This is a genomic window from Pseudomonas sp. QE6 (assembly GCF_041379005.1).
GTDB lineage: Bacteria > Pseudomonadota > Gammaproteobacteria > Pseudomonadales > Pseudomonadaceae > Pseudomonas.
On record NZ_CP166873.1, the window covers coordinates 6,063,573 to 6,078,103 of the forward strand.

General features: G+C 65.7%; 15 protein-coding genes and 1 riboswitch. Of the genes, 8 read left to right on the forward strand and 7 right to left on the reverse strand.

The features are described 5' to 3' along the window. Position 1: 1 nt before the first annotated feature. The 4 genes from ACAW63_RS27680 to ACAW63_RS27695 all read left to right on the forward strand — a co-directional run bounded on the left by ACAW63_RS27680 (position 2) and on the right by ACAW63_RS27695 (position 3,962). Positions 2–1,006 carry a methyltransferase gene (locus ACAW63_RS27680; protein WP_371230691.1) on the forward strand — a complete coding sequence of 335 codons (1,005 nt, stop codon included), beginning with the start codon at positions 2–4 and terminating at the stop codon, positions 1,004–1,006. Between the two features lie 117 nt (positions 1,007–1,123). Continuing rightward, positions 1,124–2,581: an amino acid permease gene (locus tag ACAW63_RS27685; protein WP_371234816.1), complete on the forward strand. Its 1,458-nt coding sequence runs from the start codon at positions 1,124–1,126 to the stop codon at positions 2,579–2,581. Between the two features lie 44 nt (positions 2,582–2,625). After that, a riboswitch (yybP-ykoY riboswitch) is annotated at positions 2,626–2,742 on the forward strand. Positions 2,743–2,832: 90 nt separating this feature from the next. Continuing rightward, positions 2,833–3,414: a TMEM165/GDT1 family protein gene (locus tag ACAW63_RS27690; RefSeq protein WP_275608536.1), complete on the forward strand. Its 582-nt coding sequence runs from the start codon at positions 2,833–2,835 to the stop codon at positions 3,412–3,414. Between the two features lie 104 nt (positions 3,415–3,518). Continuing rightward, a complete protein-coding gene (locus ACAW63_RS27695) occupies positions 3,519–3,962 on the forward strand; it encodes a ketosteroid isomerase-related protein (protein WP_243806462.1) in 444 nt (147 codons plus the stop codon). Positions 3,963–4,016: 54 nt separating this feature from the next. Here ACAW63_RS27695 and ACAW63_RS27700 read toward each other — a convergent pair whose 3' ends face one another. After that, complete coding sequence (locus tag ACAW63_RS27700; protein WP_371230693.1) at positions 4,017–5,024, reverse strand: NAD-dependent epimerase/dehydratase family protein; 1,008 nt, start codon at positions 5,022–5,024, stop codon at positions 4,017–4,019. A 34-nt stretch (positions 5,025–5,058) separates the two neighbouring features. Beyond that, positions 5,059–5,880, reverse strand: a complete 822-nt coding sequence (locus tag ACAW63_RS27705) for a M48 family metallopeptidase (RefSeq protein ID WP_371230695.1) — start codon at positions 5,878–5,880, stop codon at positions 5,059–5,061. Positions 5,881–6,069: 189 nt separating this feature from the next. Between ACAW63_RS27705 and ACAW63_RS27710 the strand changes: the two genes are divergently transcribed. After that, the gene (locus tag ACAW63_RS27710) at positions 6,070–8,202 is read left to right on the forward strand and encodes a methyl-accepting chemotaxis protein (RefSeq protein WP_371230697.1); all 2,133 of its coding nucleotides are present in this window, start codon (positions 6,070–6,072) and stop codon (positions 8,200–8,202) included. A 180-nt stretch (positions 8,203–8,382) separates the two neighbouring features. On the opposite strand, the gene ACAW63_RS27715 is transcribed toward ACAW63_RS27710, so the two are convergent. From ACAW63_RS27715 to ACAW63_RS27725, 3 genes are read right to left on the reverse strand one after another with little or no spacing between them, the layout of a single operon-like run. Continuing rightward, positions 8,383–8,994: an SOS response-associated peptidase gene (locus ACAW63_RS27715; RefSeq protein WP_371230699.1), complete on the reverse strand. Its 612-nt coding sequence runs from the start codon at positions 8,992–8,994 to the stop codon at positions 8,383–8,385. Between the two features lie 19 nt (positions 8,995–9,013). Then, on the reverse strand, positions 9,014–9,280 hold the full coding sequence (locus tag ACAW63_RS27720) for a DUF2007 domain-containing protein (RefSeq protein WP_207885993.1): 267 nt from the start codon (positions 9,278–9,280) through the stop codon (positions 9,014–9,016). After that, a complete protein-coding gene (locus ACAW63_RS27725; RefSeq protein WP_371230701.1) occupies positions 9,280–9,462 on the reverse strand; it encodes a CPXCG motif-containing cysteine-rich protein in 183 nt (60 codons plus the stop codon). Before ACAW63_RS27725 ends, ACAW63_RS27720 begins: the two co-directional genes overlap by 1 nt. 142 nt (positions 9,463–9,604) lie before the next feature. Between ACAW63_RS27725 and ACAW63_RS27730 the strand changes: the two genes are divergently transcribed. Beyond that, positions 9,605–10,762, forward strand: coding sequence for a 1-acyl-sn-glycerol-3-phosphate acyltransferase (locus ACAW63_RS27730; RefSeq protein ID WP_371230702.1), 1,158 nt, complete (start codon positions 9,605–9,607; stop codon positions 10,760–10,762). A gap of 39 nt (positions 10,763–10,801) precedes the next feature. Here the strand turns inward: ACAW63_RS27730 and ACAW63_RS27735 are convergent, their stop codons facing one another. Continuing rightward, positions 10,802–11,080, reverse strand: a complete 279-nt coding sequence (locus tag ACAW63_RS27735) for a hypothetical protein (protein ID WP_371230703.1) — start codon at positions 11,078–11,080, stop codon at positions 10,802–10,804. Positions 11,081–11,348: 268 nt separating this feature from the next. Between ACAW63_RS27735 and ACAW63_RS27740 the strand changes: the two genes are divergently transcribed. Continuing rightward, positions 11,349–11,555 (forward strand): hypothetical protein, encoded by a 207-nt coding sequence (locus ACAW63_RS27740; RefSeq protein WP_275608546.1) that lies wholly within the window; start codon positions 11,349–11,351, stop codon positions 11,553–11,555. Positions 11,556–11,621: 66 nt separating this feature from the next. Here ACAW63_RS27740 and ACAW63_RS27745 read toward each other — a convergent pair whose 3' ends face one another. Next, positions 11,622–12,209, reverse strand: coding sequence for a YajG family lipoprotein (locus ACAW63_RS27745; protein WP_275608547.1), 588 nt, complete (start codon positions 12,207–12,209; stop codon positions 11,622–11,624). A gap of 810 nt (positions 12,210–13,019) precedes the next feature. Here ACAW63_RS27745 and mqo point away from each other — a divergent pair. Then, entirely contained in the window at positions 13,020–14,513 is a 1,494-nt protein-coding gene (mqo, locus tag ACAW63_RS27750; protein ID WP_371230704.1) for a malate dehydrogenase (quinone), read from the forward strand. Positions 14,514–14,531 lie beyond the last annotated feature (18 nt).

The following is a 14,531-nucleotide window of genomic DNA, read 5'->3' on the forward strand; positions in this document are numbered from 1 at the left end:
CATGTCCAACGCCCCCACCAGTGAAGTGCTGCTGCGCCAGATCGAGCGCTTCCAGGGCCGCGTCCTGCTCGCCGGCCTGCCCGCCGACGCCCTGCTCGGCGACCTGCCGCAGGCCCATGGCTGGAGCTGGCACGCCGGCGAAAGCCAGCAGCTCGAAGCCCGCTATCCGGGCCGTTGCCACTTCGGCGCGACACCGCCTGAAGGCGCGTTCGACGCCGCCGTGCTGTTCCTGCCCAAGTCCCGCGAACTCACCGATTACCTGCTCGCCGCCCTCGCCAGCCGTGTGCCGGCGGGCGAGCTGTATCTGGTCGGCGAAAAGCGTGCTGGCGTCGAGCGCGCCAGCAAACAGCTCGCCGTCTTCGGCCGCGCCAGCAAGCTCGACAGCGCCCGCCACTGCCAACTGTGGCATGCGCACGTCGACGGCGCGCCCGCAGCGCCGGATCTGCACGCCCTGGCACAACGCTACGAACTGCCGCTGGCCGACGGCCCGCTGCAGGTGGTCACCCTGCCCGGCGTGTTCAGCCACGGTCGCCTGGATCACGGCAGCGCCCTGCTGCTGGAGCAGCTGGACGGCCTGCCGAGCGGCCAGGTGCTGGACTTCGGCTGCGGCGCGGGCGTCATCGGCGCCACCCTCAAACGCCGTTATCCCCAAAGCCAGCTGACCCTGCTGGATGTCGACGCCTTCGCCATCGAAAGCAGCCGACTGACCCTGGCCGCCAATGGCCTCAGCGCCGAGGTGATCGCCGGCGACGGCATCGACGCCGCCCCCACCGGGCTCGCCGCGATCGTCAGCAATCCGCCCTTCCACCAGGGCGTGCACACCAGCTATGCCGCCACCGAACACCTGCTGCGCCAGTCGGCCCGCCACCTGGCGGGCGGCGGCGAGCTGCGCCTGGTGGCCAACAGCTTCCTGAAATACCCGCCGCTGATCGAGCAGCATCTCGGCCCCTGCCAGACCCTGGCCGAGGCCGACGGCTTCCGTATCTACAGCGCCCGACGGCGCTGACCGAAGGCTCGCACTACACTGCACCGAGCCACGGACCGGCGCGCCGACGCACGCCCAGACTGATCGAGGACACCTGTGAATCGAAGAATCAACGACGATGTCGAGCTGACATTCGCCATGGGGCCGAAAGAGAAGCCGCATCACCTCAAGCGCTCTCTCAAGCCCCGCCACCTGAACATGATCGCCATCGGCGGTTCCATCGGCACCGGCCTTTTCGTCGCCTCCGGCAGCACCATCGCCACCGCCGGCCCCGGCGGCGCGCTGATGGCCTATGCACTGATCGGCCTGATGGTGTTCTTCCTGATGACCAGCCTGGGCGAGCTGGCGGCGTATATCCCCGATTCCGGCTCGTTCTGCACCTATGGCAGCCGTTTCATCGACGATGGCTTCGGTTTCGCCATGGGCTGGAACTACTGGTACAACTGGGCGGTGACCATCGCCGCGGAACTGGTGGCCGCGCAGCTGGTGATGAAGTTCTGGTTCCCCGACGTGCCCGGCATCTACTGGAGCGTGGTGTTCCTGGGCATCATGTTCATGCTCAACTACTTCTCGGTGAAGGGTTTCGGCGAGAGCGAGTTCTGGTTCGCGCTGATCAAGGTGGTCGCCGTGGTGGTGTTCATCGCCATCGGCCTGGCCAGCATCATCGGCATCATGCACGGCGTCGACAGCCCCGGCTTCAGCAACTTCACCACCGGTGACGCGCCCTTCGTCGGCGGCCTGCAGGCGATGATCGGGGTGGCGATGATCGCCGGCTTCTCCTTCCAGGGCACCGAGCTGATCGGCGTCGCCGCGGGCGAATCGGAGAACCCGCAGAAGTCCATCCCCATCGCCATCCGCCAGGTGTTCTGGCGAATCCTGATGTTCTACATCCTGTCAATCTTCGTGATCGGCATGCTGATCCCCTACACCGATCCGAACCTGCTCAAGACCGACAGCAGCGACATCAGCACCTCGCCCTTCACCCTCCTGTTCGAGCGCGCGGGCCTGGCCGCCGCGGCCGGCGTGATGAACGCGGTGATCCTCTCGGCGATTCTCTCGGCCGGCAACTCCGGCATGTACGCCTCGACCCGGATGCTCTACACCATGGCCCTGCACGGCAAGGCGCCACGGGTATTCAGCCAGGTGTCCGTCAGCGGGGTGCCGCGCTACGCCTTGCTGGCCACCACCTTCGTCGGCGCGCTGTGCTTCCTCACCAGCTTCATCGGCGACAAGACCGTCTACACCTGGCTGCTCAACGCCTCGGGCATGTGCGGGTTCATCGTCTGGCTGGGCATCGCAGTGTCGCACTACCGCTTCCGCAAGGCCTTCATCCTGCAGGGCGGCGACTTGAACAGCCTGCCCTACCGCGCCAAATGGTTCCCCTTCGGTCCGCTGTTCGCCTTCACCCTCTGCCTGATCATCACCCTGGGGCAGAACTACCAGGCGTTCGTCGGCGAGCACGTGGATTGGGCCGGGCTGGTCGCCACCTACATCACCATCCCGCTGTTCCTCTCGATCTGGCTGGGTTACCGCTTCAAGAACGGCACCCGCTTCATCCGCTACGAGGACATGGACATCCGCTCCCACCGCGAATGATCCGACGCGCAGGCTTGCCCAAGTCCCAGGACTTGGGCAGAATGCGCCCCGTCCTAGGGGAGTAGTCTCCCGCGAGCCCCCAGCTCGCCCGGTACGCGTCAACACACTTGGTCCGCAGACCATGGCGCGTGCGACCCGCCTGCAACGCTCAGGCCCGGGTTTGACAAGACCTATGACACGAGCAACCTGACCCGGGGCGGGCAGGTGGCGCGTGTCATGGTGCTTAGTCGACCCGCCCCTTAGGAAGCCTGATGGAATCCCTCTTCGTCCCAACCCTGATCGTTGCCCTGGCCGAAATCGGCGACAAGACGCAACTGCTCGCGCTCGTCCTCGCCGCCCGTTTCCGCAAGCCCTGGCCGATCATCGCCGGGATCATCGCCGCCACCCTGGCCAACCACTTCGCCGCCGGTGCCGTCGGCAGCTGGGTCGCCAGCTTCTTCTCCGCCACCGCACTGAGCTGGGTGCTGGCCGCCTGCTTCCTGGCCGTCGCCGCCTGGACGCTGATCCCCGACAAGCTGGATGACGACGAAGAAGGCGCGCTGAAGAAGTTCGGCCCGTTCCTCACCACCCTGATCGCCTTCTTCCTCGCCGAGATGGGCGACAAGACCCAGGTCGCCACCGTGATGCTGGCCGCGCAGTACCCGCATTTCCTGCTGGTGGTGCTGGGCACCACGCTGGGCATGCTGATCGCCAACGTGCCGGTGGTGCTGGCGGGCAACTTCGCCGCCGACCGCCTGCCGCTCAACCTGATCCGTCGCCTGGCCGCCGCCGCCTTCGCCATCCTCGGCCTGGCCGCTGCCTGGCACGCACTGCAACTGGGTGGCGTGGTCTGACCTGAGCACGGAGGAACCTGGCGCGCCGGCCAATGCCCATGTTTCATGATCGATACACAGTGGTGCGCCATTCTCCCCGTATTTCAGGAATCACAGGACACACCATGGCTGAGAAGGATCTCAAGAGGCTCGCCCGCCAGCACATCGACCTTGTCTGGAACAAGGGACATCTGGCGCTGGCCGAGCAACTGCACAGCCCGGACTTCCTCTACAAGAGCGCCTTCACCGCTCAGCCGCTGAACAATGCCGGCTACCGCCGGCTGGTGGAGGGCATCCGCTCGGCCATGCCGGACCTGGAAGTGGTGGTGGAGGAATGCATCCGCGAAGGCAACAAGGTGTTCACCTGGAGCACCCTGTTGGGCAGCATCTCCCGCCCCGCCTTCGGCTATCCGGCCAGCGAGAAGATCCTCAGCCTGTCGGCCATGGGCTTCTGGGTATTCAGCAGCACCGGGGAAATCCTCGAACTGTGCACCATGTTCGACATGGAGAGCTTCCGCGCGCAGATGGGGCTGCAGAACCGACCGTTTGCGGAGAAGGCGCTGCCCTGACCTGAAAAAGCCCGGCAATGCCGGGCTTTTTCATTTGCGCTCTTCGTAGGAGGGTCAGAGATAGTCGTTGGCATGGAACCAGGCAATCGCCCGCTCCAGCGTCTCTTCCAGCGGCACCTGGGCCTCGAAGCGCAGCTCTTCACGCGCCTTGCGCCCGTCGAGGAACTGCCCGCCGGCCATCACCTCGATCGCCGTGTCGTCCAGCAGCGGCATCTTGCCGGTCAGCCGGTAACGCCAGCGTCCCAGGGTCGCCAGGGCGCGGGCGCGATGCAGCGGCATCGGCGTCGGCGCCGGCTTGCCCAGCAGGCGGGCGATGGTGGCGGTCAGCTCGCCCATCTCGATGTTGTGCCCGGTGAGCAGGTAACGCTCGCCGACCCGGCCGCGCTCCAGCGCCAGCAGCAGGCCGCGGCCGGCCTCGGAGGCATCGATCACGTTGCGCCGGCCCGGCACGTAGTGAAGCATCTCGTCATGCCCGATGGCGGTGATCAAGCGTCCGGTGGTGGGGCCGATGTCGAGCTCGCCCAGCACCATGCCGGGAATCCCGATCACCACCGGCAACCCGCCCCGCGCCTGCTCGCGGGCCTGCTCGTCGAGCGCCCACTTGCACATGACATAGGCGCTCTTGCCGGTGGGCAGGCCCTCGTAGAACAGCCCCTCGTGCCCCGGCAGCCCCTGCGGGTGCAAGGGCATGGCGAAGGCGGAGCCGACGTAGAGGATGCGCGGCACCCTGGCCTGCAGGCAGGCGGCGTAGAAATGGTTGGTCAGGTCCAGGGCGCTGGCCACCTCCTCCTGCCAGCGCCGTGGTCGCACCGGGTAGTAGCCGGCACTGAAGATCACTGCATCCAGGCCGCTCAGTGCGCGCGCCATGCCCTGGTGATCGAAGAGCTCGGCCACCCGGCACTCCGGCTCGAGGTAGGCCAGGCGCTGGATCTGCGACGACGGTCGATGAATCAGCACCAACTGGTGTCCCGCAGCCTTGATGGCGCGGGCGGCGTGATGGCCCAGGAGCCCTGTGGCTCCGAGTACAGCAATTTTCACGGGCGCTCCCTGTTCACGTTGCACAGCGGCGCTACCACGCGCCGCTCCTGGCAGGCCATCAGCGACCCTTGGCTTGCTCGTACAGCGGCATCACCTTCGGGATGGCGGCCTTCAGGTTGGCCATCCGGGTGCTGTCGGCCGGGTGGGTGCTGAGGATTTCCGGTGGCGCCTCGCCGCCGCCTGCCTGTCCCATCTTCTGCCACAACGTCATCGCGGCGTTGGGGTTATAGCCGGCGCGGGCGGCCAATTCCAGACCGATCAGGTCGGCTTCGTTCTCGTTCTGCCGGCTGTTGGGCAGGGTCATGCTGTATTCCACCACCTGGTGGGCCAGGTCGACACTGCCCTGCCCCAGGCCCAGCAGCGCGCCACCAATCCCCAGGCCCATCTGCTCGGCGTAGGCGCGGGACATGGCTTCGCGGCCGTGCTCGCGCAGGGCGTGGGCGATCTCGTGGCCCATCACAGCGGCGAGTTCGTCGTCGGTCAGCTGCAGTTTATCGATCAGGCCGGTGTAGACGATGATCTTGCCGCCGGGGCCGCAGTTGGCGTTGAGCTCGTCGCTCTTGATCACGTTGACTTCCCACTTCCAGGACGGGGCGTCCGGACGGAAGGCGCCGGTCTGCGGAATCAACCGGCTGGCGATGGCCTTCACGCGCTTGGCATCGCTGCTGCTGGCGTCCAGCTTGCCAGCCTTGGACGCTTCGCCAAGGGTCTGCTGGTAGGACTGGGCGTACATCTGGTCGACCTGCGCGCTGGACAGCATGCTGAACATGGTCTGCTGGCGGTTGACGCCGACGACGCCCCCGCTGGTGGTGTTCACCTGCTGGCAAGCGGTCAGCAGCAGGGCTGCGGCCAGGCCGGCGACACGGAAAAGACGGGGCATATGCTCTCCTGAAACTGTGCAATCACCCAAAGACAGCGCGCATGGTAGGCCGCGCCCCAGTGGCCGGCAACTCCCCCGCAGCAGGCGGCATACAACGGCGTTACAACCCATTACAAGCAGTGCCTAATGAAACCGGCGGGTCATGCCGATAACCAGGCACACGCAGGCTCTGGGACATCGGGTACCCGTATGAAATTCAAGTCGATCCAGTTTTCCGTGGTGGCGCTGGCCGGGGCCAGCGTCTTGGCGGTGGTCGCGGCATTGGTGCTGTATGCGCTGTTCGCAGGGGCACGGACCCAGGCACTGGTGCAGGAGCGCACCCAGGCCCTGCTCGAACAGGTGATCAACGAGCGCCTGGTAGCCATGGCGCGCGGCCAGGTCAGCCAGATCCAGCGCGAGCTGGAGTACCCGCTCACCGTCGCCAAGGACCTGGCCAACACCAACGCACTGATGGGCAAGGTCGACGCCAGCGGCACGCCGCTGCTGACGATCAGCCGCGACGAGATGTCCGGCCTGCTGCGCCAGACCGTGGAGCAGAACCCCAAGCTGCTCGATGCCTTCGCCGGCTGGGAACCCAACGCCTTCGCCGGCAGCGACAGCGAGCACGCCGGCAAGCCCGGCTACGGCACGGACGGCCGCTTCATGCCCTGGTGGTACCGCAAGGACGGCGGCCTGACCGTCGAGGCCATGGGCGACACCCTGGAAAGCCAGAAGATGCAGCCCACCGGCGTGCGCGAGGGCGAGTACTACCTGTGCCCGAAAGAGAAGCGCCAGCCCTGCATCGTCGACCCGGCGCCCTATGAAATGGGCGGCAAGATGGTGCTGATGTCCTCCTTCAACGCGCCGATCCTGGTCAACGGCCAGTTCAAGGGATCGGTGGGCGTCGACCTGTCGCTGGACTTCATCCAGACCCTGCTCAAGAACGCCGACGGCCAGCTCTACAACGGCGCCGGCGAGATGGCGCTGATCTCCGGCAACGGCCGCCTGGTCGCCTATACCAAGGACGCCGGCAAGCTCGGCGAACCGGCCACCAGCGTGCTGGATGCCGATACCCTCGCCAGCCTTTCCCGGCTGACGCTGGACCAGCCGCTGTCGAAGCTCGACGCAGAGCGTGGCCAGATCGAGCTGCTCCTGCCCTTCACCATCGCCGACACCGGCGTGCGCTGGACGCTGGCCGTGCAGTTGCCGCAGGAGGCGGTGCTGGGTGAGCTGCACAAGCTGCAGAGCGACCTGAAGTCCCAACGCGACGGCGACACCCTGGGCATGACCCTGGTGGGCCTGCTCATCGCCGCCATCGGCCTGGCCGTGATCTGGCTGGTTGGCCACGGCATCGCCCGCCCGCTGCGCCAGCTGGTCGGCATGCTCGACGACATCGCCCAGGGCGAAGGCGACCTCACCCGCCGCCTGTCCAGCGACCGCGCCGACGAACTGGGCTCCATCGCCAAGGGCTTCAACACCTTCCTCGGCAAGCTGCAGGGCATGATCGGCCAGGTGGTGACCTCGGTGCAGCGCGTCAGCGACTCCTCCGAGCACACCGCGGACATCGCCATCCGCACCAACCAGGGCGTGCAGCAGCAGCTGGCGGAAATCGAGCTGGTCGCCACCGCCGTCCACGAGATGACCGCTACCGCCCAGGACGTGGCGCGCAACGCCACCCACGCGGCGGAGGCGGCCAACCACGCCGACCAGGCCGCGCACCACGGCAAGCGCATCGTCGAGAGCAGCTCGGCGGCGATCCAGGCGCTGGCCAGCGAGATCGGCCGCGCGGTGGGCGTGGTCCAGACCCTGGCCCGCGACAGCGAGAACATCAATGCGATCCTGGTGGCCATCCGCGGCATCGCCGAACAGACCAACCTGCTGGCCCTCAACGCTGCCATTGAGGCCGCTCGCGCCGGTGAACAGGGTCGCGGCTTCGCGGTGGTCGCTGATGAGGTGCGCAACCTGGCGCAGAAGACCCAGCAGGCCACCGAGGAAATCCAGTCGATGATCCAGCAGTTGCAGAACGGCACCCGTGAAGTGGTGCAGGTGATGCAGCAGAGCCAGGAGAAGACCGACGACAGCGTGCGCCATGCCAGCGAAGCGGCCCAGGCGCTGGAGTCGATCACCCAGGCAGTGTCGGTGATCAACGACATGAACACCCAGATCGCCAGTGCCGCCGAGGAGCAGAGCGCGGTGGCCGAGGACATCAACCGCAACGTCACCAACATCGGCATGGTCGCCAACCAGGTGGCTGGCGGCGCGGACGAAGCCTCCCAGGCCAGCGCCGAGCTGACCAAGCTGGCCGAGCAGCAGCGCCGGCTGGTGAATCAGTTCAAGGTGTAAAGCGAACGGTGGGGGCGCTTATTGCCCCCAATGCTGCCGGCAGATGCGCATTTGTAGGATGGCGTGGAGCCCAGGCGATACCCATGCTGCCGGTGCGAGCATTGATGGGTATCGCTTCGCTCCACGCCATCCTACGATCCGCAACCGCTGCAACGAATACCCCATCCCAGGCACGTCCTTTCAGGCGGGCGTCAAACACTCCGGCCCATTGCAGGCAGGATCGTTGACGAAGTTCGCCAGCGCCTGCTCGCGCAACCGCGCCTGGGGCAGCAGCAGCAGCTCCTGCAACCGCGCGGTCTCGGTCCCGTTCGACAACCACTGTGCCTGCTCGGCCGCATCGAGGATCAGCGGCCGGCGCATGTCCCCCGCCGCCTGGGTCACCATCGCCACGCTGTAATAGATGTGGCCCTCCACCGGATAGGCCTCCCACACCGCCGCGAAACAGATCAACCCGCCCCCGGAAATCCAGTGCGGCCGCTTGCGCACGCCGCGCCACTCGTAGAAGCCGTTGGCCGGCAGCAGGCAGCGGCGCTGGGCGAAGGCGTCGCGGAACATCGGCTGTTCGACGATGGTTTCGGCACGGGCATGGGCCGGTGTGCGCGACAGGTCCTTGAGCCAGGCCGGCGTCAGCCCCCAGCGCGCAAGATCGGCACGGCGGGCGCCGCCCTCCTCGCGCAGCGCCAGCACACGGGCGCCGGGCGCGAGGTTCCATTGCGGCTGCAGGTCCGCGGGGAAACCGGCGCTCTCGGCAAGTTCGCGGTTCCAGCGGAACAGGGCATAGCGGCTGGTCATGGGCTCTCGGAACGATCAATCAGCACAGCAGGACGCCGGGACCGGCCTCGTTGTCGTCGGCGGGGCCCGGCAGGGGTTGCGCGGCATTGTACGCGGCGATCAGCGCCCTCGCGCGTTCGGCATGCTCATCCTCGACCCACAGGTGCAACAGGCCCATGCCCGGCAGCTCGCCAATGCCGCCGAGCAGGTGGCGTCCGCCCAGGTGCGACGAAATGCCCTCGTTGGCCAGCATTCCGCCCAGCAGTTCGGCCTCGATCAGGTCGGCGGGTTCGTAGATTCGCTGCATCAGTCGTCCTCGCGCTGGACTTCCAGGGACCACTCCACACCGTCGGTGTAGAGCTGGAACAGGATCGGCCGGCAACACACCGGACAATCTTCATAGTAGCGCTGGTCGCCCCCGGACAGGTCGAGCAGGGCCTCCGCCGGCTCGCCGCAATAGGGGCAGGTATAGGCCTGACTTTCGAGCATCGCTGGTTCCCCCGTGACTTCCGTTTATAATCGCGCGGTCTTTCAGGGTGCCCAGTCTGACCGAGCGGTCCCCTGGCAACCCTCCGAGCTGTCTACTTCGCGGCCCGGCCCGTGATACCCCTAAAAAATTCAATCAGAGAGCATGATGGGCGAGTTCGAAGCCATCCGACCGTACAATGACGCCGAAGTCCCGGCCGTCCTGCAACGCCTGCTGAGCGATGACGCCTTCCTCGGCGCGCTGGCGCGTTACCGCTTCCCCCGTCTGTCCGGTCCGCTCGGCTGGCTGCTCAGACCCCTTATAGCTCATCGCCTGGCCCGCGAAGTCACCGGCATCCGCACCGTCATCGCGCTGCAGGACAAGATCGAGCCCTATGTCGACCGCACCATCGAGCACGCCACCGATGGCGTCACCTATTCCGGCGTCGAGCGCCTGAAGCCTGGCTGCGCCTACCTGTTCATCGCCAACCACCGCGACATCGTGATGGATCCGGCCTTCTGCAACTACGCGATCTACCACGCCAAGCTGCCGACGCCGCGCATCGCCATCGGTGACAACCTCCTGCAGAAGCCCTTCGTCAGCGACCTGATGCGCCTGAACAAGAGTTTCATCGTGCACCGCTCGATCACTGGCCGGCGCGAGAAGCTGGCGGCGTACCAGAAGCTCTCGGCCTACATCAATCACTCGATCTGCAAGGACGGCCAGTCGATCTGGATCGCCCAGGCCGAAGGCCGCGCCAAGGACGGGGACGACCGCACCGACTCGGCGATCCTCAAGATGTTCCACATGAGCCGCAAGGATGAGCCTTTCGCCGAGGTGATCCGCGAGCTGCACCTGATCCCGGTGTCCATCAGCTACGAATACGACCCCTGCGACGCCGCCAAGGCCCGCGAACTGTTCACCCGCGCCACCACCGGCGAGTACCGGAAGGCGCCGGGCGAGGACGACCGCAGCATCGTGCAGGGCATCACCGGCTACAAGGGCCGGGTGCACATCAACTTCGGCGAGCAGATCACCGGAGAGTTCGGCGACACCAAGCAGCTGGCCGCCGAGCTGGACCGGCAGATCCTCGGCAACTACCGGCTGTTCCCGGTGCACTACCTGGCCTACGAAGCTTCCGCGCTGCGCGATCCGGCGCTGCAGGTGCCCACCGCCGCCAGCCTGTTCAAGGACGAGGAGCTGCGCCGCGCCCGCACCGAATGGGAGCGTCGCCTGGCAGAATGCCCCGCCGAGCAGCGCCCGTACCTGATCCTGCAGTACGCCAACCCGGTGCTGAACCAGTACCGCCTCAAGCAGGCATGAAAAAAGGCGCCCTCGGGCGCCTTTTTCAATTCCGGCCGGTCACAGCCGCGTGCTGTACCAGCTGACCGCCAGCGCCAGCGCCATGCAGGCGAAGCCGAAACGGTAGAAGAAGCGGTTCAGTCGCAGTGTCGGCTCGAAGCTGTCCAGCGGTATCGGCTGCACTTCGCTTTCGGCGGCCAGACGCGCCATGGCCAGGCGTTCACGGCGGCGGGTGGCCAGCAGCAGCCAGGCACCGGCCAGGGTGAAGAACAGCGCCAGATCGTTGAGGACCCGGCCAGGATGGGCCTGGAACAGATTCCAGAGCGCCTGCAGCGACATCACAACCTCCGCTTCGGGACTGCACACCAGTTATCACGAAGGAAAGCCGGGGGTGAGTCTACTGGATGAACGGGCATCGCCCGTCATGGATGGGAAACAATCGTCGCGCATTTTATCCGCAGGCCAGTCACCGCAGCCAGCGCGTAACGCTTAATTACGACGAGCGTAAGAATTATCGAGAATCGGTCTAAGACCTCTCCCGCGCCCTGGCACGTTGTTGGCTTTAACGAATTCTGCCAATCAAAGTCTTTCGCCAAGGAGATTCGCCATGCTCGAAATCATCCCCCACGAAAACGCTTACCTGATCGAACACCTGGAAGAAATCGAAGCCGTCGTCGTCGAGCTGTCCTTCAACGTCCAGGACGACCATTGGCTGGTCTACACCCAGGCCTGCGGCCATGAGCACCTGGACCTGCCGGAAACCGACGAGCGCATGCGCTCGATCGAGGTCGATCCCTACCGCCAGGCCGCCTGATCGCAGCGCTCAGCCGCCCATGAAAAAGCCCGGCATTGGCCGGGCTTTTTCATGTCCATGCGGCGATCAGCGCTGGTTCAGCGTCTGGCCGATGCTCGGGTCCTTGAACACGCGGTTCAGGGCATCACTGAGCACGTCGCCGACCAGCTTGCTGTTGGTCGCCTCGTTGGGCGCCATGCCGAAACGCTGGTTCAGCGCGGCGCCGTAGCGGCCGCTGTAGTGACGCGCGCTGGTCTGCACGTCGACGCGGAAGGTCGCGCTGATGTCGGCCTCGGTGACGTACATGCCTTCCTTGGGCGACTGGTACTTCAGCTCGGCCAGGGTCAGGGTCAGCTGTGGTGCGTTGTAGGCGTTGGGGGACGGCGTGAAGCCCAGCAGGCGCACGGCGGTTTCGGCCTGCAGCTGCAGCTTGGGAATCACATCCTGGCTGCGCACGGTGAGCTGGCTGGTTTCGGAGTACAGACCACCGCGGGTGCCCAGCGCAGTGCTGGGACGGCCGTCGACGACCTTGACCACCACCGGCTGGCCCTGACCAACGGCGGTGATGGGCCCCTTGAATACCGGGTCCGGATTGAGTTGTTGCGGGCTGAGCGCGCAGCCGGTCAGGGTCAGGCTGGCAGCAGCGATAAAGCTGAGCAACAAGCGTTGCAGCATGCTCATCTCTCCATGGGTTGGCGATGGGCCGGCAGTATACCGGCCGTCAGCGCGGGCAGATAGCGCCTGGCCATTGGACGCGGAACCCGCTCTCAGGGTTCCCGACGGGCGCGGCCACATGCCGTATTGACCCGCCTTGAGGCGAGGCGCACCAAGGCGGGGCGAAAACTGTAAATCAAGAGGTACACCCTAGGAAAAAAGTCTAAGGTGCAGGGCTTTTTTTCTGTTTCGCCGTTATAATCGCCCCCCGATTATAAGGACGCCTCCAGATCGGGCCCCGCACGATGCCGACACACCGTGTCTCGCCTCTGCCACCCCTCAAAGAGAGTCGCCACTCGCCTCGGTCACTGGCCGTCGCGCTTTACGTTCGTTGCGCAGAACGCTTGGCAAGGATGCAGCCGCCCCCTCCGTACGGAGACCGGACCGGCCCGCAACGACGATCCCCTTTGAGTTTCACGCCTCCAAAAGAGCGTGATTTGAAGGTTTTTCACTACTTCACGAGAGTGTGGCGAGCAATGAAGAGTTTTGCGTCGGTAGCAGCACCATTAACGTCTGTCCCCGCAGCACTGAATCGCTTTTTCGGCACCGGAAGCCGCGCATAAGCGCCCACCCGATGCACTTGCGGATGCCCTGATCGTCCGCCGTGGATTGCCGAGCGAAGGTGCAGCTTTCTCCTCCTCCAATCCCGGCCGAAGGCATTCGTGGAGGGTCGCATGCGACCCGAGAAGAATTCGGACAGGCGGCTTCACGCGCAGTGAGCGCAAGGCCCCTGTCACAACTGGCTGCTGATAGTTTTCTGGAGACGCGTTAATGGCGCAGAACGATTACGAATCGATGGACGTGCTGCTGGTAGGCGCCGGCATCATGAGCGCAACCCTGGCTGTCCTGCTCAAGGAAGTCGATCCGAGCGTCAAGCTCGAGATCGTCGAACTGCAGGAATCCGGGGCCATCGAAAGTTCCAACCCGTGGAACAACGCCGGTACCGGCCACGCCGGCCTCTGCGAGCTGAACTACACCCCGCAGGCCGCCGACGGTTCGATCGACATCAAGAAAGCGGTGAACATCAACGCCCAGTTCGAGGTGTCCAAGCAATTCTGGGCTTACCTGACAGGGAAGGAAGCCTTCGGCTCGCCGCGCAACTTCATCAACCCTGTTCCGCACATGAGCTTCGTGCGTGGCAAGGACATTCCGTTCCTGAAGAAGCGTTTCGAGCTTCTCAGCCAGCACCATGCCTTCACCTCGATGGAATACACCGAGGACCGCGGCAAGATCGCCGAGTGGGCGCCGCTGACCATGCCCGGCCGCCCGGCCGACGAGCAGGTCGCCATGACCCGCGTGGAAAGCGGCACCGACGTCAACTTCGGCGCCCTGACCAACCAGTTGCTGAGCTACCTGGCCAGCCGCGAAGGCAGCGCAGTCCGCTACTTCCAGAAAGTGGTCGGCCTTGAGCGCAGCGCTGACGGCTGGCTGGTGGACATCAAGAACACCCAGACCGGCGAGGCCCGCAAGGTCAAGGCGAAGTTCGTCTTCCTCGGCGCCGGCGGCGGCGCACTGCCGCTGCTGCAGATGTCCGGCATCCCGGAAAGCAAGGGCTTCGGCGGCTTCCCGGTGAGCGGCCAGTGGCTGCGTTGCGACAACCCGGAAGTGGTCAAGCACCACCAGGCCAAGGTCTACAGCCAGGCCGAAGTGGGCGCCCCGCCGATGTCCGTACCGCACCTGGACACCCGCGTAGTCGACGGCAAGACCTCCCTGCTGTTCGGCCCCTACGCCGGCTTCTCCACCAAGTTCCTGCGCCATGGTTCGTTCCTCGACCTGCCGCTCTCGGTGCGCACCAGCAACCTGCTGCCGATGCTCGCCGTGGCCCGCGACAACATGGACCTCACCCGCTACCTGGTGAAGGAAGTCATGCAGTCCATGGACCAGCGTATCGAAGCCCTGCGCAAGTTCTACCCGGAACTGAACCCGGCCGACTGGCGTCTGGAAACCGCCGGCCAGCGTGTGCAGATCATCAAGAAGGACCCGAAGAAAGGCGGCATCCTGCAGTTCGGTACCGAACTGGTGGCGGCCCAGGACGGCAGCATCGCCGCCCTGCTCGGCGCCTCGCCGGGCGCCTCGGTGACCGTGTCGATCATGCTGGGCCTGCTGGAGCGCTGCTTCCCCGAGCGCTACAAGTCGGCCGAGTGGACCGCGAAGCTCAAGGAGATCTTCCCGGCCCGCGAGAAGCAGCTGGAAACCGACGCCGAGGTCTACCGCGAAGTCAACCAGATGACCGCCGACCGTCTGCAGATCGTCGCCGCGTCCTGAGCCTCGCGCTCGTGAAAA